The following is a 20,537-nucleotide window of genomic DNA, read 5'->3' as shown; positions in this document are numbered from 1 at the left end:
CCAATCACCCCTTCTTGATTTCGTCGGCCAGCTTCTGCTGGTGCTCGGAGAAGTCCTCGACCCAGTTCGCCGGGTTGAGGTGCTGCCGCGCTCGGGTCCCCCGCGGGTTCCCGCGGTGGTCGCCGTCGCGGACGATGTAGAGCGGCTCCCGGTCCAGCCGCACCCGGTGTTCGGCCGCGCGGAAGCAGGGCTGCCCGGCGGGGAAGACGAGGTACGACTCGCCCTCGGCGACCTGCATCACGGTGTACTGCCGGCCCGAGTGGGTGGCGGTGTGCAGCAGGTCGGGGGTGAGGTTCTCGATGCGGGTCCGCCAGCCGTTGAGGTAGTGCGGGCAGTGGGTTTCCGCGCAGGTGCCGCGCCGGAAGTGGCTGCCGATCGGGGAGACGACGGCGTAGGTCTTGTACGCGGCGGCGTCCATGCGGGGCGCGATCCGGTTGAGGTGGACGACGTTAGAAGCTGACATTGGCGACCTCGTTCTTGATCACGTTGACGGAGAACGTCACCGACGAGAACCCGCCCGTCGTCGTGGTTGAGACGCGGAGGTAGCGGCGCAGCGTCGCCGTGTTCCCCAGCGCGATCCGCTCCGAAGCCGGCGCCGCGGTCACCTGGGTGAACGCAAACGCGGCCACGTCCGCGAAGGTGCTGTTGTCCGCGCTGTCCTGGATCTTGATCGTGACGTCGGTGCCGGTGAACGCGGTCACGTGCAGGTACGCCTGACCACCGAAGCTCGCCGCCGCCGCGGTGTCGATGCTCGTGCCGTTCGTCGCCGCCGTGTCCGTCCGCAGCCCGGCCGTGAGCTGCCGGCCCCACTCGATGCCGTAGCCGTTGGACTGCGCGGAGACGGCGAAGGTGAGCATGCCGTCGTCGCCGCGGGTGGGGTCGTAGTTGACTTGCTTGCCGACGAGGGACGCGGCGGGGTCGCCGAGGGTGGTGCCGCGGCAGTACGTCATGATGACGTCCGTGCGGGGCAGCGCGGACAGCTTCTCGTGCGTGGCACCGGTGACGGCGACGCTGTTGAAGAAGGCGGTGTATTCGATCTGGCCCGAGCGGATGCCGCCCTGCCGCTCGTACGCCGATGACCGGATGCTGGTCATGTTCAGCAGGGCGGGGCCGCCGCCGATGGTGCCGAGGGCCTGGATGTCGCCCGAGGCGTCGTAGCCCGCGATGTACAGGTTGTCGCCGAGGCCCGAGGACTTGGCCACCTATGCCACCTCATTCCATACGTCGTTCACGATCAGCGGGATGGTGAGAGTGGCCACCCGGAAGGTTGTGTTGTCGAAGCGGGCGTAGCCGAAGTCGGCGCCGAGGCCGGGCCCGTGGGCGCCGAGGAGGTCGACGTTGGCGATGGTGCCGCCCAGTTCGAAGTCGCCGCTGTAGGCGCCCATGAGGCCGTCCACAGCGGTCGTGACGGCCACGTCCACGTCGTCCTGCGGCTCCGTGTCCGCTGGGAGGAACACGCGCCCGTTCAGCTCCAGCCGCGCCGACGCCGAGTCCAGCCCGGACCGGGCCGGGATCGGACGCACGCCCTTCACCCACAGCGCGTAGGTCAGCCCCGAGTCCGGTGCGGAGACGGGCTCGTGCCCAACGACCCGCTCAAACAGCCCCAGCGCCTGGGCGTGGGACAGGGCGTGCGCCCGGTACGTGGTGAGATCCAGAGCCACGGCGATCACATCCGTCCCGTGTACCGGCGGAGCAGCCGCTCACCGATGCCGCGCTTACGCTCGTTGAGCTGGTGCCGAGTCTTGATCCAGTGGTCGTAGCCCTTGAACCTCGTCACCGGGAAGTTCCGGGAGCCGACGCCGGCCAGCCACGGCCCGTACACGACCCGGCTGTCCCAGATCTTGTGGCCGTCGACCACGACGCAGCGGGACTCGTAGTAGCCGGTCGGGTTCCGGAAGACGGCGCGCATCTCCCGCTTGAGGATGCTGAGGCCGTCCTCGGCGAGCTGGCGTTCGTAGCGGTCGACGTAGGCGTTGGCGAGGGCTTGGGCGCGGCCGTCGAAGATGGGGCCGCGGGCGTTGGTGGAGACGTCGAGGAGCATGGTCACACGCTCCGCATCCGGGCCTTGCGCCCGTGGCTCGCGTACACGCGGGTGCGCAGGTCGGCGAGCCCACGCCCAGACGTCTCCCGCTCGTTCTCCCCAGAGCCCGCCGTGCGGGCGTACCCGGACCGGCCCTGGAGCAGGTCGGTGAGCGCCTCTGCGATGGTGAGTTGTCGGACGGGGCCCGGCGGCACCCACAGGCTGACGGCGGCGCCGAGCGCATGGGTGGCCGCGGTGGTGCCGAGCGCGCCGCGTTCCACGGTCAGGGTGCGGGGGGCGTAGATGGTGGCGCCGGCCGCGTGGGCGGCGATCGTGGAGCCGTCCCAGGCGCGGGTGACGATGAGGGTGTTGCCTGCGATGTCGTCGACTCGCATGCGTTCGCCATCGATGAGGATGGTCTCGCCGGCCGCGAATGCCGTGCCGGACTGGACGGTGACGGTCACGCTGTTGTTGATGTTGGTGAGGCCGGTGCCGCCGAGAGTCTGCCCGGTGTCGAGTTGCGTCCGGCCGGTGACGATGACCCGCTCCGAGTCGATCCGCAGCAGGGAGCCGACGCCGACCGCGGCGGAGGTGGTGGCGTCCACGTCGATGCTGGTCTCGCTGGCGTCCAGGGCCTCCACCGTGGCGCCGACGCTGGTTTCGTCGTTGCGGTAGCCCCAGAGGCCGGTGATGGTGATGTCGCGCTGGTGGGTGCTGCCGCCACCCCACGCCGCCGACGTGCCGATGTTCAGCTCCAGCCGCGTGTACGGCGGGCCGGACCGGTTCGGCTCCAGCAGAACGTCCGCCAGGTCGATGCTCACGCCGCCGCTGGTGACGGAGGTGAGAGAGATCAGCTCGGAGTTGTCGAGCCACAGCCGCCACGACGGCCGGTACTGGGAGTCCGGCCAGTCGAAGTAGCGCGTCGCCACGGTCGGGTAGAAGACGCGGTGCAGCAGCCCGTGTACGGACTCTGTGGCGTCAGCGAGCGCGCGGTCGATCCGGGCGTTGGAGCGGGCCGTCTCCTTCACGTCCAACTCCGCTTTGATCTCCTCGCGGGTCGCGTACCAGGGTGTCGTCATCTCGTCACCTCCTTTCAGACTCGGGCCGTGCTGACGTGGCCGATGCGGCGTCCGCCGGCGCCCCAGATCGATCCGTCGAACGGGCAGTAGCGTTCGCCGCGTGGACCGGAGCGGAGTGGTTCGCCGCAGTCGAGGCAGGCCACGGGGTCCCGTTCCCGTTCCTCCCGGGCGAGCTGTGCGCCCTCGCGGAGGATGTCGATGAGCCCGTACCAGGAGCCCTGTTCGGGGGCGCCGGGGACGCGGCCGTGCGCGGTCCCGGTGAGCCCGCCGAGCGCGCCGGCGCCCGACCCGGCCACGTGGGACGGTGCTGACGCGGTCCCCGTGAGGCCGCCGAGTTGGGCGGTAGCGGAGCTGATGACGGTGCGGCGCGCGATGGCGGTCCCGGTGAGCGCACCGAGGCTGGCCCCGGCTGTGCCGGTGACCTTGCGCGTGCCGCTCGCCGTCGCGGTGAGCCCGCCCATCTGCCCGGCCGCGGTGGCGCGCACCGTCGGCGTGCCGGATGCCGCAGCGGTGAGTCCGCCGAGCGCGGCGGTCGCCGATCCGGTGACGGTCGTGGTGAGCGGCGGGTCGTCCTCGGTGGTGAGTGCGGTGGTTCCGGCGGTGAGGTTCCGCCCGTTCCCGGACACGTCGTTGATGTTGGTGAGCAGTGGCCAGTTCGCCCACACCCCGGAGGTGCGGACGATCGTCGGCGACGCCCACTCGGCTTCGATCTCGGCCTGCGACAGGACCGCCGACCACACCCGCACGTAGGCGAGACCCCCGTTGAACCACTCGCCTGCGTCGCCAGGGCTGCGCCCGAACAGGGTGATGCCGTCGGGTGTGCTGCCCCCGCTTACCTGGCCGGTGACGATGTTCGTGGTGCCGCCGATGCTCCGGGTGTAGATCTTGCCGCCGGTGGCGCCGGTCCCGGACACGGTGACGGCGATCATCCGCCACGTGTCGACCGCGAGGGAGTCGGTACCGACGATGCCGCTCGTGTTGCCCGGGCTCACCACCACTGGGGTGGTCCCGTTGCTGCCGCCCGCCACGTTGACCGTGGTGGACCCGCCGGATGCCGAGTGCAGCCGCACCATCGTGGAGAAGTCGTCGCGGTCCACGCGGAGCCGGGCCCAGAGCGTGACCGTGAATGCGCTCGCGGGATCCGGCGGCGGGCTCGCCGTGTAGCTGACGCGGTCACTCGCCGCATCGGAACGCTGCGACATACGCGGTCACCTCCTCTCTGGACTCGGGCTGTTGGGTCAGGCTGCGGCGGGCAGGGTCAGGGTCAGGGAGCCGGTGGGGATGGTGAACGTGTCACCGGCCGTCACTGCGTTCGCCGTGACCGTCCCCGACCCGCCGAAGCTGCCGGCGGTCGACGCGGTCCACAGCGAGAAGTGCGTGTACCGCTCGCTGCCCGCCACGTTCGTCCACACCAGGTCCGCGCTCGACGCCTTCGCCGCAGCCGACGCGGACGCCCAGGTCACCTGCTTGCGGGTCGTCTCAACCGCCGTGTTGGCGGTGCCTGCGGCGCCGGGGTCCCCCGTGTGCAGCTTGATCCACGAGTACGTGCTGCCCAGGGTGTCCAGGGCGCTGTTCGCCGCCGCGGTGGAGAATCCGACGCTCACGGTCTACTCCCGGGTCTTCTTGGCCGTGCGGGTGCGCGCCGGGCGGGGCTTCTCGCTCGGCTGCTCCTCGGCGGGCGTGGAGTCGGCGCCGGCCGGTACGTCCTCGCTCGTCTCGGCGTGCTCGTCGGACGGGCCGCCGTGCACCGTGACCTTTGCCATGTCGTCCTCGCTTCCGTCTTCGACGCGGACCTTGCAGCCGCACTGCGGGCATCGGGGGGCGCCGACCGCATACCGTGCGGTGCAGTCGGCGCACGTCCAGACAGCCACGGTCAGGCCCCGGTCGCCGGGAGGTTGGCCGGTGCGCGCTGGGCGAGCAGGTCGCGGGTGATCGCGTTCACGGTGCCCGCACCGGTGCTGGTGAGCTTCACGTACCGGTAGCCGTCCGACAGGCTGGTGCCCTCGACCGCGACGACCATCGCGTTCTGCGTGGCAGCCGCCGCCGTGGTCACGGTCGCCGCCGCGGCCTGCGTCCTGCGGGTCCACGCGTCCGACCCGTTGCCGGTGCAGGTGTGGTACTCGGTGATGACCGCCAGGTTCTGCGCGCCCGTACCCGAGGAGTCCTTCGCCTCCTGGAGCGTGTACGTGTCGCCGACCGCGCCCGCCAGGTAGCAGGAGAAGTCGACGCCAGCCGCGGCGCCCTTGAGGGCGATCCACACGCCGTCTGCGGCGGGGGTCGAGTTGAACAGGCGCCCGAGGGCCTTCTGGGACATGGGGTCTTCCTCTCGTCTGGTGAGCGGGTCCGGGGCGACACTGCCGGCCCGGTGGTAGCCGGCGGCGGGGTGTGAATGCCGCCGCCGGCCGCGGGGGGTTAGTTCAGCTCGACGAACGGGCTGAGCGTGGAGGAGCTGCCGTTCTGCGGGGTGATCGCGGACTGGATCCACGGCCGGCCGTCGACGCGCTGGATGATCCGGAACGTCGTCTTGTCGGTGCCGAAGTTGTAGTCCGTGCTGCTGTCGGCGGTCATGACCTGCCGGTCACCGACGAGGTAGTACGACAGGTCCACGAAGGCCAGGTCGCCGCGGGAACCCAGGGTGCTGCCCTTCTCCGTGATGATCAGCGGGCGGCCGAAGATGCTCATCGGCATGCCGGCCGCGGCGTTGACGACGAACACCGAGTTGCCGCCGGTGCCGACGGTGAGGGACAGCTGGAGGAGCTGCGGCAGCGCGTCCGGGGCGCACATCCACACCGCGTTCGACAGCGACGAGGGCAGCATCCGGGCGTACATACCGACGACGTCCGGGTACTGGATCTTGTTCGCGGTAGTGCGGGTCACGGTGACCGCGGCCGGGTTGCCGGCGCCACGGAAGCCGAGGGGTTCACCGGTGCCGCTGCCGGACTGGAACGCGTTGTCCTCGGAGAAGGCGAGGGCCTGCGGCCACAGGGTCTCGATCAGCGCGGAGAAGCTGACGATGGAGTCCTGGAGCAGCTCGTTGGGGACCGCGCTCAGGCCCGTGAGCTTCTTGGCGTCCAGTTCGACGCGGCCGAACTTGGGGTTGGAGTCCTGGAGGGCGGCGCCTTCCTCACCCCAGTAGGCGACCATGCCGCCGAACACGCTGCCCGCGTTGGTGGTGGTGTCGATCATCGGGAAGGGAACGCGCGCGCTCTCCATCGGGACCACCGTGGCCAGCGGCCGGACGACGGCCTTCTCCAGGGCCAGCTGGAGTAGCTGCGACCGCAGGGTCTCGGGGACCAGGAAGCCACCGTCGGCCGGGGACACGGACGACGCGGCGTTGCGGAGCGCGCCGAGCTTGTCGGCGTCGGCCTTCGCGTTCTTGTGCCAGATGTTCTGGACGTAGTCGATCGAGTTCTCGAAGTGCTTGTCGACGATCGCGCCGGGGGCGTCCTTGTTGTAGGCGGTGCCCTGCCGGTGGGAGGTGAGCATCCCGCCGCGCTTGGCCTGCGGGTCGAGGTCGAGCCGCTTGATCGCCTGCGCGGCGTCCTTGGTGGTGGCGTCGGCGCCGTGGTCGCGGAGCATCGCGGCGAACTGCCGCTGCGTCTCCTCGGCCACCATGCGGTTCAGGTCCGTGCCCTCGCCCTGCGTGCGGTTGGCGTACGCCTCGATGAACTCGGTGAGGGCCTTCGGGCTCTCCACGACGGGCGCGGCCTTGGCCGGGTCGTGGAGCATTTCCGCCAGCTCGTCGGCGTTGCTCGGGATGGTAGGGGTTGCCATGCTGCCTCCTTCAGGCTGCGTCCGTCGCCGAGCGGGCCGCCGACGTGCTGTGGGTGAAGCGGGCCACGAGTGCGGCCCACGGGTCAGGCTTGGGCTGGGTGAGGTGGGCCACGGCTGCGGCCCACTCGTCTACGGGTTCGGCGGCAGCCGCCTCCGGCTCCGGGTCGGTGAGCGCCACCAGTTCGGGGCCGTGCTCGCCCTGGTACTCGGCGACCTGCTCCTCGGCGGGCTCGGCCGGGACGGTGTCCTCGACGGACGCGGGCTTGCTGGCCTTGCGGACCATGGCGCGCAGCTGCTCGACGAAGTCCTCATCGAGGGCGGCGCCGATGTTGATGGTCAGCGTCGTCTGCTGCTCCGCCTCGGCCTCCGGCTTCGGGTCCTCGCGGCGGGGCCCGGTGTAGCCGTAGGCAGCCAGGTCCCAGGCGCGGGCCATCTCCGGCTCCGGCTCGGTCTCGTCCGGCTCAGCCTCGGGGGTGCCGGCCTTCGGTGTGGTGATGGCTTCGTCGGCGAGGCCGGCGTCGACGGCGTCCTCGGGGAGGTACCAGGTCTCGGCGCGCATCCGGGCCCGCCACTCGTCGCGGGTGCCGCCGGCGCGCGCGGCGTAGGCGTCCGCGATGTTGTCCGAGATCAGGTCGAGGAGTTCGGCCATCTCCTCCATGTCGGAGGCGTTTCCCATGCAGACGCCCGAGGCGTCGTGGATCATGAGCATGCTGTTGGGGGCCATCTCGATCCGGTCGCCGGACATGGCGATCACGGAGGCGATGGACGCGGCGATCCCGTCGACCTGCACCGTCACCGACGCGGGGTGGGAGCGGAGCGCGTTGGCGATGGCGATGCCCTCGAACACGCTGCCGCCAGGGCTGTTGACGCGGAGCCGGATACTCGGCGCGGTGATGCCGCGCAGGTCCGCGATGAACTGATCGGCGGTCGCGCCGAACCAGCCGCCCACCTCGTCGTACAGCATCACCTCGGCCTCGTCCTGCGAGGCGGCGTTGCTGATGCGGTACCAAGAGCGGGCCTCGATACCGAACTGCTCCCGCTGCTTGGCGGCTTGCGCGCGCTGGCTGGCCTGGAAGGTGGCTGCCTTACCGGGCAGCGTGATGTTCATGAGCCCTCTCCCTTGCGGCCTCGCTTGACGACCTTGCAGCGGCACTCGTTGCCGTACTTCGCGCCAACGCAGTGGATGTAGCCGGAGCCTCCCGGGTAGTCCTGGTAGGCCATCGCCCGGTTGCGGTAGGTCTTGCCGTCGTTCTCCGCGCACGGCCCGCACGTGTTGTCGTCGTCGACCGCGACCGCGACCCACCGCTGCGCCGCCTCGATGTCCTCACCGAGCAGGCTGGCCACGGCGTCATCCCACGCGGCCACCAGAGCGGACGGACCCGGCGCGGCAGGCCGTCCCGCGTAGGGGATCTCGGGGAGGCCAACGGCGGACAGGACGCCTGCCGGGTCGAAGCCCTCGCGGACCAAGACGGCAGCAGCAGCCGAGCGTGCGGTGAGCTGCTGGGCTTCGATCTCCGGGTCCGGCGGGGTCGGGGGTTCGTAGTCGAACTCCAGGCCCTGTGCGGTGGCTCCGAAGAGCGGCAGGAGTTCGTGGTTGAGTGCGGCCTTGATCCGTTCCAGGCGCGGGATGGTCTGCTGCTCCGCGAACCAGCTCTTGGCCGCGAGCGCGGAGGCGCGGTTGATGTCCTCGAAGTCACCGATGGCGGTCTTGCTGATGCCGTATGCCTCGCGGATCCGGTCGGCGGTGGCGCCGCGCAGCTCAACGAACTGCATGTCGCGCTGGCTGATGGTGCGGTCGACCCACTTGCCGTGCTCCAGGATCGCCACCCTGTGCGCGTTGCCGACGCCGCGGTGCTGCTCGTTCCACCGGTCCCGCAGCTCATCGAACTGGTCATCGCTGAGCGCCTGCGGAACCTCGATGATGCCGCCCGGCTGCGCGCTGTTCACGAAGAACGCCCGGCTCCACTCGGAGGCGTACCGGCTGGTGTCCAGGTCCGGAAGGATCGACAGCACCGGCGACAGGCCGCGGTACGGGTCGAGCGGGTTCGGCCGGCGAAGCTGGATGACCTCGTCCAGCTCCAGCGGGATCTGCTCGCCGTCCGGTGACGTGTAGACGTACCCGGCGAGGAAGTTGTCCCGGGACGGTACGGGCGTCATGCGGTCGGGGCGCACCGGCCACATCTCCAGCGGCAGGTTGATCCCGGGCCGTTTGGCGATGACCCACCAGGCTTCGCCGGTCAGGTCTTGGTGCTGTTGGAAGCTCTCGACGAACTCCTGCCGCGGCATGAAGGGGTTGGGCCGGTTCCACAGGTCGAGGGCTGCGTGCGCGGTGACTTCGGTCCGGTCTTCGGCGCGGCCTGATTTGGCCTTGCGCCAGAGCTTCCAGTCGACGAGGGCGGTCGCGTTGGCCGTCCTGTCCACGATCGCGAAGAGAGTGCCGACGGCGCTCATGGCGCGCATCTGACCTTCGGCGGTGCGGCTGGCACCGAACAGGCCGCCGCTGTAGCTGGCGGAGCGGGAGGCGAAGGGGACCGGGGTCTGAGCTGCGGTGCTGGCTCGGTTGAGGAGCGCGCCGAGGAGGGTCCGTGCCAACGCCCCTCCCTCGCTACTCGGTGCCGAACCACCGCCAGTTCAGGACGAAGCAGCCAATCCCTGCTGCGGCCAGGCCAGCGATCAGGTTCCACACCATGGCGGAACCCGACAATAGGATGATCCCAGCCGTGTCAAGCAGAATCGGCGCCAACTTCCGCAACAACGGGTTCCACCTGCGGAATCGCTCGTATCTGCTAGTCATCGCGGCCTCACTCTCATCCGGTGGCGTTGTAGGGGTTCGACAGTGTCACAGCCAGCGGACCCGCGGCCTGCCGCCGATGTCCTTCGCGGCGACCATGTACCGCATGGCGTCCATAGCGTGGTCGTCCTTCTTCACGGGCTCCTCCTTGAGGCCGCCGGCATTGCCGGGCTTCACCGCCCACACGTAGCCGGTGATCTCATCGACCGTGCCAATCGGCAGCGACGCCTCTTCCAGCGCCGGGTCGCGCTCCACCAGCGCGTCGCGCACGACGAGCAGACGCGGCTTGCCGTCGCCTGCCACCTTCAGCCGGGACTGCACTGCCTGGATGCCGTCGGACACGCTCTTGTGCGCGGCCTGTGTCCCCATGCTCAGGTGCCGCTCCAGGGTGGCCCGGTCCTCAGCGTCGTGGTCACAGATGATCGCGCGGGGTCGAGGCTCGGTCCACTCCAGCCGGCACGCCTTGCAGGTGTGGCAGTCGTGGTCGGTGGCCTTTGAGCCGCAGCAGTCGGCGCAGCGGCGGACCAACCGGAGGATGTGCCGGGCGTGGTCTTCAACGAGGCGCCGCGTGTGGTAGATCTCGCGGTACAGCCAGAGCCGGCCGTCCGGGTCTTCGGCCCAGCACTGGAGGACGAACGGGTTGGTGAACCCGAAGTCGACGGTCCACCAGCGTGTCCAGCTGTCGGGGATGGCCCGCGGGTCGGTGATGTGGACGGCGTCGTCCCATCCGTCGTAAATCTGGCCCTCGGCTGCGGCCCAAATGCCATCGCGCAGGCGTGCCTTACGGACGCCGGTGAGCTTATCCAGCTTGGCGAAGTAGTCCCGGCCCTTCTCCGTGGGGGTGCCGTCGGCGTTCATGTAGGCCGGGTTGTCGCGATGCCGGGAGATGAGCATCGTGGCTTCGCCTTGGTCGCAGCGCTGCTTGAGCCAGTGCGACGGCGGGCCCGGGTTGCAGGCGGCGATCTGCTGCTGCCAGGAAAGGACGCCGTTACGAAGGCGGGTAGCGATGGCCTCCCAGTCGTCCACGGTGAGTTCGGTGGCTTCGTCGGCGAACACCAGGTCGTACTCGGCGGACATGATCTTCTCGGGCTTGTCCATACCGCCGACCACGATCACGCTGCCGTTCGAGTACCGGTAGCAGGCCGCCTCACGGGCGCTACCACCGAACCAGGTCACGATGCCGCGGGCGAGGGCGTCGGCAGCGACCTTCTTCTCGAACGTGACCAGCGTGGTGGACGTCAGGGACACCGCGGTCTTGCGGACGATCAGGCACCGGATGTTCGGGTTGTGCAGCGCGGCCAGGTGCACGCGGAACAGCGCAGCCAGGGACTTCCCGGTGCCGGCCGGCCCGGCCATCACGACTTCGCTGTCGCGGGTCTTGAAGAGTTGCCGGGCGGCGCCGCGGGGTTCGTACCGGACGATGACGTCGTCGTCCGTCGCTGTGGTCACGTGAGGTCTTCGGGGTCAACGCCCACGACTTCGTACTTCACGCCGCCTGAGTGTTCGACCTTGGCGGGCTGCTTGAGTCCGTGGAGGTTCTGGTACTGGTCGCGGATGCGGAGGGCGGTCTGGATGGCCTGGAGGCGGGGTCCGTCGTCCTGGAGGGGTTTGCCGTCTTCGCCGTAGATGATGCGGCCGTGGGAGACGACGACGTGGTTCCGCTCGATGATCTCCATGGCGAGGACGTACAGGTTGTCGAGTTGTTCGGCTTCGGTCTGGCGCAGCTTGGTCACGGCGGGCAGGGCGACGTCGCGTTTCGCTGCCTGGATGCCGCGCCAGGCTTGGGCGCGGTCGTAGTAGCCGAACCGGTCGGCGATTTCTTGGTAGGTGCAGTGGTGTTCGGCCCAGTAGGCGGCTGCTTCGGCGTCGCGGCGGACGTTGTCCATGCTGCGGACGAACCGGTTGCGTCCGTCGCGGGGGCGTTTGAGGTGGTCGGGGGTGTCGTCGTTGGCGGTCACGGCGTCCCCTTCCTGTTGCTCGCGTGGTTACTGGTTGGCGTGGTTTGATGGTAACGATGCGTGCAACCGGGGTGGCGGCTGAGGGCGCGCGCAGAACGAAGGCCCCGCACCGGTGGCGTGTGCGGGGCCTTCAGTTCGTCGTGAGTCAGGCGTTGCGGAGGATCTCCGCGTACTCGGCTCGGGTCGCGCCCTCGGGGATCGCCGGGGCTTCGCTGATCTCGCGTTGAGTGACAGGGCGGCCGGCTTCGGCGGTCAGGCCCATGATGAGTGCGGCGGTGGTCATCGGCGCCTTGGGGCTTACGGTCTCCAGGCTGCGGGCGAGTTCGGTCATGGGGTTCGTCCTGTCGTGTCGGGCGGCCAGGGGCTGAGGCGGGCGGCGCGCTTCCACTGCTGTCGCTCGGAGCGCTTCACGCGCCGGCGGGCGGTCTTGCGGTCTCGGCCTGGGGCTTGGCCGCAGCAGTAGCAGTCGCGTCCGCCGGGGCCGTCGGGGCAGTGCCGGCCGATCATGCGGGGCATCGGGTCTCCTCGCGCAGTAGGGGGGATCAGGCTGGGGTGTTGACCTTGGTGAAGAAGGGGAACGCGAAGCCACCGGTCTGCGTCCGTGGGGCGTCGGCGTAGTGCCCCAGGGTGGCGTGCTGAAGTTGGATCTTGCCGTTGGGGGTGCAGGTCGACGTCACGCGCCACACGTTGCCGCGGGCGTCCTCCACGCAATCCCCTACCTGGGGAACGTACTCGGGGAAGCAGACTGGGCAGTCGAGGTCGCGGCAGGCGACACAGTCGTGGCTGGTCTGGGATTGCATGGGGTTCTCCTACGCGGCGAGGGCGAAGTATGTGGCGAGGGTCAAGCGGCGGCGGTGTTGTCGAGGTGGTCGAAGAACCGGCCGGTCACGTCCTCGCCGGCGTCGTCGAGGACGGCGATGTTCCACACCGTCCCGGCCTCCCCCCTTGCGTGGAGGGCGGGGGCTTCGAGGTGGATGTCGCGGCTCGTGCCGGTGCGGGTGTGCTCCCCGGTCGTGTCGTCCCAGCGGAGCAGGTAGAGGGCGTTCCAGTCGCGGCGGGTCACGATCGGCTCCTAGGCGGCGAGGGCGTCGGCGAGCAGCTGGACGCTGGCGGTTGCGGGACAGCCGACGGGGTCAGTCGGTACGGGCCGGGCACTTGTGCGGGAGCCGCGCGAGGACGAAGTAGCGGCGGAGCGTCGGGTTGTCACGGGTCGCGTAGCGGCCACAAGCCAGGACGTCGCACAGGTACCAGCGGCCGGTGCGGGACGACTGCTTCCAGGCGAGCTTGTCGTCGCCGCACCGGTTGCAGCGGGCCAGCTTCGTGACCTCGGCGGCGTTATTCATGGGCGACTCGGTGGCCGTGAAGTGCTCCATGGTTGCGTCCCTTCAGGCCGCGAGGGCGAGGCGGGCGGCGGCGGTGCGGTACTGCGGCTTGCGGGGCCGGTAGATGACGGCGATGCGGGCGACCTCGGCCGGGGTGTAGCGGGTGCACTGGCGGGCGCGGCCGTGGGTGTAGCTGATGGAGGGGGTGCCGGTGACGCCGGCCTTGGCCGCGTTCTTGCGGAGGGAGCCGGCGACGGAGCGGGCTTCGCGCGGGGCGAGTCCGGCGGCGAGGCAGTGGGTGGCGAGGGTGCCGGCGCCGGTGCGGCGGATCTTCGCGGCGGCCTGGTGCTGGGTGCGGCGGGCGCGGAGGGTGGCGCGGCGGGCGCGGTTGGCGGCGATCATCTCGGGTCCCCCTCGTTCGGTGCGTGTATATGCACTGTAGACCCTGGTGTATATGCACGGCAAGCCCTATGGTGGAACGCATGCATATACACCCCTACGATGGCCCCATGGCCAAGCAGAAGACCGACGGGCACACGCCCCTCCGCCCACTCCGCATCCCCGACGACGAGTGGGAAGCGTTCGGTCAGCTCGTCGGCGACCGCAACCGCACACAGGCCGTCCGCGAGTACATCCGCTGGCGGCTCCGCTGGCCGGGGAACAAGCAGCCCGAGCGCGCGCCCGAGCAGATCGGCGGCCCCGGCATCAGCAGCAAGGGCGAGGAGCAGAGCGCATGAGCGCGCAGCGAGAGACATGCGGCGCGCGCACGACCTTCTGGCCGGACGTCGAGGCCATCGACGCCGAGTGCTTCCTGCCGCGCGGCCATGAACCGGCACAAGTCCACGAGGACGAGGCGCTGGGAGAGTGGAACGAAGACGAGCTGGTCACCTACCACCCGGAGCGCCCGGCGAGCAGCGAGGAGAAGACCGCATGACCGAGGAGCCCAACATCGTTGACAGCCTCTACCTGGAGGCGGAGCACGTCGCGCTCATCGCCGAGTCTCAGCCGCCGTTGGGGCCGCGAGAGCGCGTCCTGCCCCTCGGGGAGCCGCGCCGCCCGTTCCCTGGGCTGGTGCCGCGCGAGGAGAGCGCGGGCCCGGTGCGCCCGGACGAGGAGCCGCCTCCCGTGCGCACCGAGTGGAAGGAGATCGAGCGCCAGGGCCGAACGTTCAACGTGGCGATCGAGGAGTACGGGCACAGCCCCCGCCGCCCGAACGAGGAGCCCACGTGAGCGCCTACCACGACTTCGCCAACGACATCCGCTTCTGGGACCAGATCCAGGGCGACGCCAAGCGCACCGTCCTCTGCGAGCAACACCGCGCGGAGGAGATCCGCGCCGCTGTCGAGGAGCGCGGCTACGGCCACATCCTCACCGTGCTCGCCAGCCCGTACTGCCCGGAGGGGAAGCTACTCATCATCGACGAGGGCGCGATGGAGGCGAGCGGGAGGCAGGCCATCCAGCGCGCCGGACGATCCCTGTACCGCTGAGCCCACCGCATGACGGGCCCCGCCCGGACTCCGGTGCGGGGCCGCTGTACGCCCAGGGTCAGCCCGGATAGTCCTCGCCCAGCACCTCGCGCCGGGCCCGGTCCGCGCGTCGGTTCAGGGCGCTCGTCATCCGGAACAGGGCCACCGTCAGGGCGACGAACACGAGCACGAGCAGGATCTGGGTCAGCACCGAGACGACCGCAACGTCCCGGGTCGCGTTGGCGATGATCAGCATGATGACGTTGCCGGCCAGCCACCCGCACCACAGCCGGACCTTCTCGACTCTGACGGCCTTCTGAACGTCGCTGTAGCTGGGCATGATCCCCCCGATGTGGTGGCTGGTGTTCCGCCGCATCATCCGCCCCTGTGCAGGTGACGTGAAGACGTCGTCACTGATCTGTAACCCTCGTTCGAGGGAACCGGTAGCCGCCCGCTTTCGGTAACGGCACACTGACCAGCATGGCGATCAGGTACGGAGTCCAAGCCGACACCCGCGAGGAGTGCATGCGCGCGCTCACCGAGCTGTGCGAACGGCTCGACGCGCGGCCGGCCACTCTGCCCACCGACGTCCTCGGGAACGGCTGGTTGGCCCGCGCCGTCCCCGCCCCGCCCGTCGACGCCGAACCGGACCCCGGGCAGCAGTAGACCCCGCCGCGACGGGGGTGCACGGCGGGGTCTCACAGGGGCATCCGTGGTGCTCGACGTCACGGACACGACCAGTCTCGCAGGGCTGTCAAACGGCCCTCAGGGGGTCGGAACACGGGTCGGAGCAGGGCCGGTTGGCAGCTGCGGATTCGACCCGACGGACCACGACTCCCGACCCCCGATCCGACCCCGATCGCATCGCCCCTGACCTGTACGTTTATCGACTGGCTATCGCCTGAGCTTCCCACGCGCCGACGGGCACGAGACGCCACGTCTGGGTGTCCTCGCAGCGCTCGACCTCGGGGCGCAGCGCGCGGGCCGCGTCGAGTACCTGCTTCTCCCCCAGCCCGGTTGCCTGCTCCAGCTCCCGGCGCGTCATGTTGCCGTACTTCACCAGCGCCGCACGCACCTTGTCCTGGTTCGTCTCACCCGTGATGGGCAGGATCAGCCGCTTCCCCACCGGCGCCCGCACGGTCGTCGCCCCGATCCGGGCGACCTCGGCACGGAACTCATCCCCGGTCAGCCACATCCCTTTGTACGGGGCCGGGACCTGGTGGACCGGCGACTGGAGCAGGAACTTGCCGGGCTGGTCCAGCTTGCCAGGCTCCCAGCCTGGGGTGTTGCCGAAGATGAACCGGCGGTGGTCCGCGTCGTTCATGCGCGTGGACAGCCGGTTCGCGTAGTTCCCGCGGGCGTCCGTCGTCCCACCGAACACCTTCCGGGAGGGCTGCTGGGTCGCGGACAGGAAGTGCATCCCAGCGAACCGCATCAGCGCGAGCAGCGACTCCTGCTTCTTCGACGCCGGCGTCTTCTTCCAGGGCCCGTCGTCGCCTTGCCGGACCAGCTCGGCGAGTTCGTCCTCGATGACCCAGATGGCCGGCCGGCCGTGCTTCTGCGGGTCCCATTCCTGGTCACCCGCGCGGGCCAGGATCTCGCCGCGCTCGGTCAGTTCCTCCTTCAGCCAGTCCAGCAGTGCGTGGGCCTGCTCGGGGGTGGTGGCGACGTCCTGGAGGATCGGCAGCATCGGGGTCAGTTCGGGGGCGCCGGGCTTGAGGTCCATGCCGTACAGCACGGTGTCCGGGCGGTCCGCGAGCTGAACCGCGATGGACCGAACCAACGTGGACTTCCCGAACTTGGACGAGCCGGCGACCAGCGTGTGGTTGTAGGCGAGGTCCAGCCAGACCGGGTTCAGGAACCGGTCCACGCCGAGGAGGACCGGGTCGGTGAACCGGGCGCCGCTGGTCCGCTGGTACGGGATGACCGTGGACAGGGGGTCGCCGTCGATGAACTTCGCTACGAGCTGGTTCGTGAGCGCGCCGTCTTCCAGCATGAACTCCCCGGCCACGCCCATCCCGGACGCGACCTTGTCCCAGGCGGCCCGGAGCCGGGTCCGGTCCAGGTTCACGGGCAGGTCCAGGACGGCGGTCCAGCCGGTCCGGGTCCGTTCCACGGTGCAGCCCGGCAGTTCGGCCTGGAATAGCTCGTGGATCACGGTCCGTAGCCTGGTCTCCTCCGGAGTCCGGCCGGTCAGGTCCGGTCCGGCCTGGACCGGCTCGGGCGTGGTCATCTCAGTCAGCTTGTACTGGGCCATCTGCTGGCGGATCAACGCGGTCTGCTGCGCGATGAGCGTGGACTGCATGTGAACCGTGGCCTGTTCGAGCTTGATGTGGTCGTGCCGGGTGTGGTGCCGGTAGGCGCCGCGGGCTGCGCCGGCGAGGAGCGCGGCTACGAGCCACGAGTAGACGGCAGGGCCTGCGCCGCCGGCTCCGGTGATGGCGGCTTGGGTGAACGCGGCTGCCATCGCGCCCGCGCCCCATGAGAGCGTCGGGCTCCACTTCTTCGCGAAGCTGACGAAGGACAGCTTTCCGGTGGCGAGGGCGGTGATCAGCTCGACGGTGACGGCGTGGCTGCCGTACTGCATGTCGGCGAGGATGGCGGCGCTGGAGACGAGGCTGGGCAGGGCGATGGATGCGGCGACGTCGGCGCGGCTGATCTTCACGGCGGTGCTCCGGAGAGACGGCGGCCCCCGCAGTGGGGCGGGGGCCGGGCGGCGGTCAGTTGTACTGGTTGACGACGCTGGTCGCCTTCGTCAGGCGCCGGTACGCGGTCGACTCGGGCACGCCGAGGATCTCCGCGGCGCGGCTCTTGGTGATGTGCTCGCCCTTGCGGAGCAGGGAGACGAGGAGGTCCACCTGGTCCTCGGGCTGGACCGGCCGGTCCGTGGCGCGGCCCGCGGCCTGGACCATGACCGGCTCGGGGGCCGGGTCCACCTGGTTCACCGGCTGGTCAGGGGCGTGGACCGGGGTGGACTCGGTGTGGTCCGTGATCTGGTCCACGGTCGGTTCGGGCGCGGGCCGGCGCGCTTCGAGGGCGAGGCGCAGGGCGACGGTGCGGGCCTCGGTGAGCATGCGGTCCCGCTCGCCGAGCGCGAGGGCCTGCTCGGTGCCGGCCTGCTGCTGGAGCGTGCGGAGGTAGGCCTCGTACTTGGGGTCGAGCTTGATCCGGATGGTGTGCATGCCGATCGCCCACACGCCCTTGGACGCGGCTGAGACGAGGGCACCGATGATGCCGACGGCCCATCCCCACGATCCGGCGAGTGAGCCGTGGATGATGATCGCGGCCATGGACACGGCGAGCATCGCCACGCCTGCCCTTCGCGGTACGGCGGCGCGCCGGCTGTCGTAGCGGAGCAGCCACTCGGCGATCAGGCAGGCGGCCCATCCGGCGTCGAACACGCCGGCGACGAGGTACGCCGCCCACGCGGGGGCGAGGAGGCCGAGCATGCCGCCGATGGCGACGGTGCCCCACACGATGGCGCCGGCGGTCATGCAGATGGCGAAGGTGAAGAGGAGGCGGCGGAGGGTGGCGTCGAGGTTGAACGGGAGGCGGGGCGGGGCGGGGGTGGTGTCGGGGATGTCGTAGTCGACGGGGACGCCGTGGACCACCTCGGTCACGGTGCGGGTGGCGCGGCGGAACGGGCGGGCCATGGGGGTTGCCTCCAGGGGTCAGAAGGGTTCGTCGTCGCCGTAGTCGAGTGGCGGCCGGGGAGGGGTGTCGGGTTCGGTGGGTGGGTCGGGGAGGTCGGGGGGTACGGCGCAGGTGCCGCATGCCGGGCGGTCGGGGAGGGCTCCGCAGACGCACATGGCGGTTAGTGGGCGCGGGCGGTGCGGCGGCGGGGGGTGTGGGCGTTGAGGAGGTGCCAGGCCGCGAGGCTGGCGACGGCGACGAGGACGGCTGGCGTGGAGAGGGCCCAGCCGAGTGCGGCGAACAGGAAGTTGATGGTGGCGGCGGTGCCGATGGTGTGGTGGAGGAGGAGGGTGATGGCGCCGATGAGGAGCCAGGCGCAGCGGGGCAGCTTCGGCATCGGGGGTCTCCCGGGCTGGTCGGGTGGGATGGCTGGTCGGATCTCCAGGGCGCCCGTGCGGGACGGGCGCCGAGGGCTACCGGTCAGCGCTCCCAGGGGAAGTTCAGGGCCTTCCGTGCGGCCTTCTCCTTCTCCTCGGCCTGCTTGATCTCCGCCCTCACGCCGGCCTGCTCGGCGGCGCGGGCCCGGTTCACGGCGGGGTCGACGCTGTGCCGGTCCTTGCGGCGGGCGGCGGCCAGGTCGCGTGCGGCTTGGCGCCAGGCGCTGTGCTTCTGCTCGTAGTCGTCGGCGGTGCGGCTCATGTGGATCAGTTCTCCTCGTCGGTGTCGGTGCTGGCGTTGAGGTGGGCGTCCATCAGCTCGGCCTCGACGTCGGTGACGGTGCCGTTCTCGATGCGCTGGTAGACGTCCTGGCCTGCCTTGAAGAGGCGGTCGGCGAAGCTCATGCGGGGTTCCCTTTCGCGGGTGTTGGGCCGGGCTGGTGGGACGGGAGGGGACCGGTCGGCCACCAGCCCGGCGGTCTGCGGGTGGTTACTGCTGCTGGTCCCAGTCGCCGGGCTCCCAGATCTGCCGGCAGTCGAGGCCGTCCCAGTCCTCGTCGGGTTCCGGCTGGGGCTCGGGGGTTGTCACCGTTGCCTGGCTTCCTGTGCGGCGAGGGTTTGGCGGACGTCGGCGGCTTCGGCGTATTCGCGGTTGCAGGCGTCGACGGTGGCGGGCTCGGCGAGGATCGCGTTGGCGCGGGGGGTGCGGTCCGGCTCGGGCTGCTGCTCGGGCTGCTGGGCGGTCATCGCGCCGCCTCCGGGTCGCCGTAGTTCTCGGGGAGGCCGTGGCGGCGGAGCCACTCGCCTTCGTAGTTGTTGCGGCCGACGGCTTCGAAGGTGGCGCGGGCGTCGGCGACCTCGTCGTCGGTCATCTCGGGCGCGGTCTTGTTCGCCCAGGTCTTGCTGGTGAGGTCGGGCCACTGGTCTGCGGATCCCATCACGACACCTCCGGGCGGGGCAGGGCGCGGCAGGTCTCGGCGTGGCCTTGGGCCCAGACGCGGACTACGTCGATGTGGCTGGAGATGTAGCCGCTCTGAACCGGTGTGGTCTCACAGCCGTGGCAGATGCCGTCGGCTTCGCTGACCTCGCCGGTGATGTCGACGTACGCGCCGACGACGGTGAGATAGCGCGCGATCGTGCCCTCCGGCCACGGTGTGGGGGTGGGCGGTTGGGGTTGCGCGTGGGTACCCTGCATGCGGTCGTCTCTCCTGTTCACGGCAGGTCGAGGTGGCTGGCCCCGACCGGTGTGTGAGAGCCCGGTCGGGGCCGTTCTGTTGGTGCCGTTCGACCGTAGCGAGAAGTGTGGACAATGTCCACTCTTCTTCGAGAGGATGTCCCCATGACCCCATCCCCCGACAGGCAGGAGCCGGAGAGGATGACCATCCCCCGGCTTGCCGAGCGGGTAGGCCGCAGCCGCACGCTGCTCCACCGGCTCGCCGCCAACCCGGCCGAGGGGTGGCCAGAGCCCACCTACCGGCCAGGAAGCACGCGCCCCGAGTACGACGTCGCATGGTTTGACGCGTACTGGGAGCGACGGCAGGCCGGGATCAGGCAGGGCAAGCGGACCGACCTCGCCACGAAGAAGAAGCAGGGAGAACCGGCAGTGATTGAAGGCCAGATGGGGACGCAGCCCCTGAACGGGAGTGACGCGCGCGCGATCCTGCGGATCGTGTGGAAGTGGATCGAGGACGCGAACGACGGGCTCGGCGGGGACGTCGGCGACTTGCAGCACGAGCTGGAGTCGGCCGGGTACGGGCCGCTGGAGGAGGCAGGCGAATGAAGATCGACCGATTGCGGATCGATGGTGAGCCCGTGCGCCGCTTCTACGTGATCGCGGAGGTGACCTTCGCCGACCGGGAGGCCGAGCCCCGGGACGAGTACGACCACAACTACTACCAGGACTCCGAGCTGCGCTCTATCGCCACGGACTGGATGAGTGACGGTCTGACCGACCGAGACGACAGTCCCGCCGTGCGGTTCCGCGAGGTGCCGGAGGAGTGGCGTGAACAGCTCGCACGGGAGGCGTCGGATGGATGAGCCGTACTGCGCCGGTGACC

Annotated in this window: 35 protein-coding genes; 7 read left to right on the top strand and 28 right to left on the bottom strand. The window is 70.2% G+C overall.

The window, feature by feature from the left end; all coding sequences use genetic code 11:
* Positions 1 to 4: 4 nt before the first annotated feature.
* The 19 genes from LG395_RS25290 to LG395_RS25200 form a co-directional block, all read right to left on the bottom strand.
* A complete protein-coding gene (locus tag LG395_RS25290) occupies positions 5 to 463 on the bottom strand; it encodes a hypothetical protein (RefSeq protein WP_225811338.1) in 459 nt (152 codons plus the stop codon).
* A complete protein-coding gene (locus LG395_RS25285; RefSeq protein WP_225811337.1) occupies positions 450 to 1,202 on the bottom strand; it encodes a hypothetical protein in 753 nt (250 codons plus the stop codon). Before LG395_RS25285 ends, LG395_RS25290 begins: the two co-directional genes overlap by 14 nt.
* Positions 1,203 to 1,661 (bottom strand): hypothetical protein, encoded by a 459-nt coding sequence (locus LG395_RS25280; RefSeq protein WP_225811336.1) that lies wholly within the window; start codon positions 1,659 to 1,661, stop codon positions 1,203 to 1,205.
* 5 nt (positions 1,662 to 1,666) lie between these two features.
* Complete coding sequence (locus LG395_RS25275) at positions 1,667 to 2,041, bottom strand: hypothetical protein (RefSeq protein ID WP_225811335.1); 375 nt, start codon at positions 2,039 to 2,041, stop codon at positions 1,667 to 1,669.
* 2 nt (positions 2,042 to 2,043) lie between these two features.
* Complete coding sequence (locus tag LG395_RS25270) at positions 2,044 to 3,099, bottom strand: hypothetical protein (protein ID WP_225811334.1); 1,056 nt, start codon at positions 3,097 to 3,099, stop codon at positions 2,044 to 2,046.
* A 14-nt stretch (positions 3,100 to 3,113) separates the two neighbouring features.
* Positions 3,114 to 4,301 carry a LamG-like jellyroll fold domain-containing protein gene (locus tag LG395_RS25265; protein WP_225811333.1) on the bottom strand — a complete coding sequence of 396 codons (1,188 nt, stop codon included), beginning with the start codon at positions 4,299 to 4,301 and terminating at the stop codon, positions 3,114 to 3,116.
* Between the two features lie 36 nt (positions 4,302 to 4,337).
* A complete protein-coding gene (locus LG395_RS25260) occupies positions 4,338 to 4,703 on the bottom strand; it encodes a phage tail fiber protein (protein ID WP_225811332.1) in 366 nt (121 codons plus the stop codon).
* A 3-nt stretch (positions 4,704 to 4,706) separates the two neighbouring features.
* Entirely contained in the window at positions 4,707 to 4,862 is a 156-nt protein-coding gene (locus LG395_RS25255) for a hypothetical protein (RefSeq protein WP_225811331.1), read from the bottom strand.
* 110 nt (positions 4,863 to 4,972) lie between these two features.
* Complete coding sequence (locus LG395_RS25250; protein ID WP_225811330.1) at positions 4,973 to 5,413, bottom strand: hypothetical protein; 441 nt, start codon at positions 5,411 to 5,413, stop codon at positions 4,973 to 4,975.
* Between the two features lie 98 nt (positions 5,414 to 5,511).
* Positions 5,512 to 6,873 (bottom strand): phage major capsid protein, encoded by a 1,362-nt coding sequence (locus LG395_RS25245; protein WP_225811329.1) that lies wholly within the window; start codon positions 6,871 to 6,873, stop codon positions 5,512 to 5,514.
* Positions 6,874 to 6,883: 10 nt separating this feature from the next.
* Complete coding sequence (locus LG395_RS25240; protein WP_225811328.1) at positions 6,884 to 7,981, bottom strand: head maturation protease, ClpP-related; 1,098 nt, start codon at positions 7,979 to 7,981, stop codon at positions 6,884 to 6,886.
* Complete coding sequence (locus LG395_RS25235; RefSeq protein ID WP_225811327.1) at positions 7,978 to 9,465, bottom strand: phage portal protein; 1,488 nt, start codon at positions 9,463 to 9,465, stop codon at positions 7,978 to 7,980. Before LG395_RS25235 ends, LG395_RS25240 begins: the two co-directional genes overlap by 4 nt.
* A 247-nt stretch (positions 9,466 to 9,712) precedes the next feature.
* Entirely contained in the window at positions 9,713 to 11,113 is a 1,401-nt protein-coding gene (locus LG395_RS25230) for a phage terminase large subunit (protein WP_225811326.1), read from the bottom strand.
* On the bottom strand, positions 11,110 to 11,622 hold the full coding sequence (locus LG395_RS25225) for a hypothetical protein (protein ID WP_225811325.1): 513 nt from the start codon (positions 11,620 to 11,622) through the stop codon (positions 11,110 to 11,112). The genes LG395_RS25230 and LG395_RS25225 overlap by 4 nt, the downstream gene beginning before the upstream one ends.
* 145 nt (positions 11,623 to 11,767) lie before the next feature.
* Positions 11,768 to 11,953: a hypothetical protein gene (locus LG395_RS25220; RefSeq protein WP_225811324.1), complete on the bottom strand. Its 186-nt coding sequence runs from the start codon at positions 11,951 to 11,953 to the stop codon at positions 11,768 to 11,770.
* A gap of 211 nt (positions 11,954 to 12,164) precedes the next feature.
* On the bottom strand, positions 12,165 to 12,422 hold the full coding sequence (locus LG395_RS25215) for a hypothetical protein (RefSeq protein ID WP_225811323.1): 258 nt from the start codon (positions 12,420 to 12,422) through the stop codon (positions 12,165 to 12,167).
* A gap of 41 nt (positions 12,423 to 12,463) precedes the next feature.
* On the bottom strand, positions 12,464 to 12,685 hold the full coding sequence (locus LG395_RS25210; protein ID WP_225811322.1) for a hypothetical protein: 222 nt from the start codon (positions 12,683 to 12,685) through the stop codon (positions 12,464 to 12,466).
* Between the two features lie 70 nt (positions 12,686 to 12,755).
* Positions 12,756 to 12,965 (bottom strand): hypothetical protein, encoded by a 210-nt coding sequence (locus LG395_RS25205; protein WP_225811321.1) that lies wholly within the window; start codon positions 12,963 to 12,965, stop codon positions 12,756 to 12,758.
* Positions 12,966 to 13,007: 42 nt separating this feature from the next.
* Entirely contained in the window at positions 13,008 to 13,346 is a 339-nt protein-coding gene (locus tag LG395_RS25200) for a LysR substrate-binding domain-containing protein (protein ID WP_225811320.1), read from the bottom strand.
* 107 nt (positions 13,347 to 13,453) lie between these two features.
* Between LG395_RS25200 and LG395_RS25195 the strand changes: the two genes are divergently transcribed.
* The 4 genes from LG395_RS25195 to LG395_RS25180 are packed head-to-tail and all read left to right on the top strand — an operon-like array spanning position 13,454 to position 14,431.
* Complete coding sequence (locus tag LG395_RS25195) at positions 13,454 to 13,681, top strand: hypothetical protein (RefSeq protein WP_225811319.1); 228 nt, start codon at positions 13,454 to 13,456, stop codon at positions 13,679 to 13,681.
* A complete protein-coding gene (locus LG395_RS25190; RefSeq protein ID WP_225811318.1) occupies positions 13,678 to 13,878 on the top strand; it encodes a hypothetical protein in 201 nt (66 codons plus the stop codon). Before LG395_RS25195 ends, LG395_RS25190 begins: the two co-directional genes overlap by 4 nt.
* On the top strand, positions 13,875 to 14,174 hold the full coding sequence (locus LG395_RS25185; RefSeq protein WP_225811317.1) for a hypothetical protein: 300 nt from the start codon (positions 13,875 to 13,877) through the stop codon (positions 14,172 to 14,174). The genes LG395_RS25190 and LG395_RS25185 overlap by 4 nt, the downstream gene beginning before the upstream one ends.
* Entirely contained in the window at positions 14,171 to 14,431 is a 261-nt protein-coding gene (locus tag LG395_RS25180) for a hypothetical protein (protein ID WP_225811316.1), read from the top strand. The genes LG395_RS25185 and LG395_RS25180 overlap by 4 nt, the downstream gene beginning before the upstream one ends.
* A gap of 58 nt (positions 14,432 to 14,489) precedes the next feature.
* On the opposite strand, the gene LG395_RS25175 is transcribed toward LG395_RS25180, so the two are convergent.
* Positions 14,490 to 14,750, bottom strand: a complete 261-nt coding sequence (locus tag LG395_RS25175; protein WP_225811315.1) for a hypothetical protein — start codon at positions 14,748 to 14,750, stop codon at positions 14,490 to 14,492.
* Between the two features lie 140 nt (positions 14,751 to 14,890).
* Here LG395_RS25175 and LG395_RS25170 point away from each other — a divergent pair, with 140 nt between their 5' ends.
* Positions 14,891 to 15,076: a hypothetical protein gene (locus LG395_RS25170; RefSeq protein ID WP_225811314.1), complete on the top strand. Its 186-nt coding sequence runs from the start codon at positions 14,891 to 14,893 to the stop codon at positions 15,074 to 15,076.
* Between the two features lie 217 nt (positions 15,077 to 15,293).
* On the opposite strand, the gene LG395_RS41485 is transcribed toward LG395_RS25170, so the two are convergent.
* The 8 genes from LG395_RS41485 to LG395_RS25130 form a co-directional block, all read right to left on the bottom strand.
* Positions 15,294 to 17,075 carry an FtsK/SpoIIIE domain-containing protein gene (locus tag LG395_RS41485; protein WP_225811313.1) on the bottom strand — a complete coding sequence of 594 codons (1,782 nt, stop codon included), beginning with the start codon at positions 17,073 to 17,075 and terminating at the stop codon, positions 15,294 to 15,296.
* A gap of 55 nt (positions 17,076 to 17,130) precedes the next feature.
* Positions 17,131 to 18,063 (bottom strand): hypothetical protein, encoded by a 933-nt coding sequence (locus tag LG395_RS25160; RefSeq protein ID WP_225811312.1) that lies wholly within the window; start codon positions 18,061 to 18,063, stop codon positions 17,131 to 17,133.
* 161 nt (positions 18,064 to 18,224) lie between these two features.
* Positions 18,225 to 18,440, bottom strand: a complete 216-nt coding sequence (locus LG395_RS25155; protein ID WP_225811311.1) for a hypothetical protein — start codon at positions 18,438 to 18,440, stop codon at positions 18,225 to 18,227.
* Between the two features lie 83 nt (positions 18,441 to 18,523).
* A complete protein-coding gene (locus LG395_RS25150) occupies positions 18,524 to 18,742 on the bottom strand; it encodes a hypothetical protein (protein ID WP_225811310.1) in 219 nt (72 codons plus the stop codon).
* 5 nt (positions 18,743 to 18,747) lie between these two features.
* Positions 18,748 to 18,885 (bottom strand): hypothetical protein, encoded by a 138-nt coding sequence (locus LG395_RS25145; protein WP_225811309.1) that lies wholly within the window; start codon positions 18,883 to 18,885, stop codon positions 18,748 to 18,750.
* A gap of 180 nt (positions 18,886 to 19,065) precedes the next feature.
* A complete protein-coding gene (locus LG395_RS25140; protein ID WP_225811308.1) occupies positions 19,066 to 19,227 on the bottom strand; it encodes a hypothetical protein in 162 nt (53 codons plus the stop codon).
* Positions 19,224 to 19,418 (bottom strand): hypothetical protein, encoded by a 195-nt coding sequence (locus LG395_RS25135; RefSeq protein ID WP_225811307.1) that lies wholly within the window; start codon positions 19,416 to 19,418, stop codon positions 19,224 to 19,226. The genes LG395_RS25140 and LG395_RS25135 overlap by 4 nt, the downstream gene beginning before the upstream one ends.
* The gene (locus tag LG395_RS25130) at positions 19,418 to 19,675 is read right to left on the bottom strand and encodes a hypothetical protein (RefSeq protein WP_225811306.1); all 258 of its coding nucleotides are present in this window, start codon (positions 19,673 to 19,675) and stop codon (positions 19,418 to 19,420) included. Before LG395_RS25130 ends, LG395_RS25135 begins: the two co-directional genes overlap by 1 nt.
* A gap of 144 nt (positions 19,676 to 19,819) precedes the next feature.
* Here LG395_RS25130 and LG395_RS25125 point away from each other — a divergent pair, with 144 nt between their 5' ends.
* Together LG395_RS25125 and LG395_RS25120 are read left to right on the top strand one after the other, a co-directional pair.
* Positions 19,820 to 20,260, top strand: coding sequence for a hypothetical protein (locus tag LG395_RS25125; protein ID WP_225811305.1), 441 nt, complete (start codon positions 19,820 to 19,822; stop codon positions 20,258 to 20,260).
* Complete coding sequence (locus LG395_RS25120) at positions 20,257 to 20,517, top strand: hypothetical protein (protein ID WP_225811304.1); 261 nt, start codon at positions 20,257 to 20,259, stop codon at positions 20,515 to 20,517. Before LG395_RS25125 ends, LG395_RS25120 begins: the two co-directional genes overlap by 4 nt.
* Positions 20,518 to 20,537: the final 20 nt, after the last annotated feature.

Source organism: Streptomyces spinosus, assembly GCF_020400655.1.
In the GTDB taxonomy this organism is placed as follows: Bacteria; Actinomycetota; Actinomycetes; order Streptomycetales; family Streptomycetaceae; genus Streptomyces; species Streptomyces argyrophylli.
Note: the sequence above shows the minus strand (reverse complement) of the source record. Positions and strands in the feature narration are given on the sequence as shown.

What these genes read in the sequence shown, in the direction of transcription:
- LG395_RS25290 (WP_225811338.1), bottom strand. Translation starts at nt 463, where the DNA reads ATGTCAGCTTCTAACGTCGTCCACCTCAACCGGATCGCGCCCCGCATG.
- LG395_RS25275 (WP_225811335.1), bottom strand. Translation starts at nt 2,041, where the DNA reads ATGCTCCTCGACGTCTCCACCAACGCCCGCGGCCCCATCTTCGACGGC.
- LG395_RS25270 (WP_225811334.1), bottom strand. Translation starts at nt 3,099, where the DNA reads ATGACGACACCCTGGTACGCGACCCGCGAGGAGATCAAAGCGGAGTTG.
- LG395_RS25265 (WP_225811333.1), bottom strand. Translation starts at nt 4,301, where the DNA reads ATGTCGCAGCGTTCCGATGCGGCGAGTGACCGCGTCAGCTACACGGCG.
- LG395_RS25255 (WP_225811331.1), bottom strand. Translation starts at nt 4,862, where the DNA reads ATGGCAAAGGTCACGGTGCACGGCGGCCCGTCCGACGAGCACGCCGAG.
- LG395_RS25250 (WP_225811330.1), bottom strand. Translation starts at nt 5,413, where the DNA reads ATGTCCCAGAAGGCCCTCGGGCGCCTGTTCAACTCGACCCCCGCCGCA.
- LG395_RS25245 (WP_225811329.1), bottom strand. Translation starts at nt 6,873, where the DNA reads ATGGCAACCCCTACCATCCCGAGCAACGCCGACGAGCTGGCGGAAATG.
- LG395_RS25240 (WP_225811328.1), bottom strand. Translation starts at nt 7,981, where the DNA reads ATGAACATCACGCTGCCCGGTAAGGCAGCCACCTTCCAGGCCAGCCAG.
- LG395_RS25220 (WP_225811324.1), bottom strand. Translation starts at nt 11,953, where the DNA reads ATGACCGAACTCGCCCGCAGCCTGGAGACCGTAAGCCCCAAGGCGCCG.
- LG395_RS25215 (WP_225811323.1), bottom strand. Translation starts at nt 12,422, where the DNA reads ATGCAATCCCAGACCAGCCACGACTGTGTCGCCTGCCGCGACCTCGAC.
- LG395_RS25205 (WP_225811321.1), bottom strand. Translation starts at nt 12,965, where the DNA reads ATGAATAACGCCGCCGAGGTCACGAAGCTGGCCCGCTGCAACCGGTGC.
- LG395_RS25200 (WP_225811320.1), bottom strand. Translation starts at nt 13,346, where the DNA reads ATGATCGCCGCCAACCGCGCCCGCCGCGCCACCCTCCGCGCCCGCCGC.
- LG395_RS25195 (WP_225811319.1), top strand. Translation starts at nt 13,454, where the DNA reads ATGGCCAAGCAGAAGACCGACGGGCACACGCCCCTCCGCCCACTCCGC.
- LG395_RS25190 (WP_225811318.1), top strand. Translation starts at nt 13,678, where the DNA reads ATGAGCGCGCAGCGAGAGACATGCGGCGCGCGCACGACCTTCTGGCCG.
- LG395_RS25185 (WP_225811317.1), top strand. Translation starts at nt 13,875, where the DNA reads ATGACCGAGGAGCCCAACATCGTTGACAGCCTCTACCTGGAGGCGGAG.
- LG395_RS25175 (WP_225811315.1), bottom strand. Translation starts at nt 14,750, where the DNA reads ATGCCCAGCTACAGCGACGTTCAGAAGGCCGTCAGAGTCGAGAAGGTC.
- LG395_RS25170 (WP_225811314.1), top strand. Translation starts at nt 14,891, where the DNA reads ATGGCGATCAGGTACGGAGTCCAAGCCGACACCCGCGAGGAGTGCATG.
- LG395_RS25160 (WP_225811312.1), bottom strand. Translation starts at nt 18,063, where the DNA reads ATGGCCCGCCCGTTCCGCCGCGCCACCCGCACCGTGACCGAGGTGGTC.
- LG395_RS25155 (WP_225811311.1), bottom strand. Translation starts at nt 18,440, where the DNA reads ATGCCGAAGCTGCCCCGCTGCGCCTGGCTCCTCATCGGCGCCATCACC.
- LG395_RS25150 (WP_225811310.1), bottom strand. Translation starts at nt 18,742, where the DNA reads ATGAGCCGCACCGCCGACGACTACGAGCAGAAGCACAGCGCCTGGCGC.
- LG395_RS25145 (WP_225811309.1), bottom strand. Translation starts at nt 18,885, where the DNA reads ATGAGCTTCGCCGACCGCCTCTTCAAGGCAGGCCAGGACGTCTACCAG.
- LG395_RS25140 (WP_225811308.1), bottom strand. Translation starts at nt 19,227, where the DNA reads ATGACCGCCCAGCAGCCCGAGCAGCAGCCCGAGCCGGACCGCACCCCC.
- LG395_RS25135 (WP_225811307.1), bottom strand. Translation starts at nt 19,418, where the DNA reads ATGGGATCCGCAGACCAGTGGCCCGACCTCACCAGCAAGACCTGGGCG.
- LG395_RS25130 (WP_225811306.1), bottom strand. Translation starts at nt 19,675, where the DNA reads ATGCAGGGTACCCACGCGCAACCCCAACCGCCCACCCCCACACCGTGG.
- LG395_RS25125 (WP_225811305.1), top strand. Translation starts at nt 19,820, where the DNA reads ATGACCCCATCCCCCGACAGGCAGGAGCCGGAGAGGATGACCATCCCC.
- LG395_RS25120 (WP_225811304.1), top strand. Translation starts at nt 20,257, where the DNA reads ATGAAGATCGACCGATTGCGGATCGATGGTGAGCCCGTGCGCCGCTTC.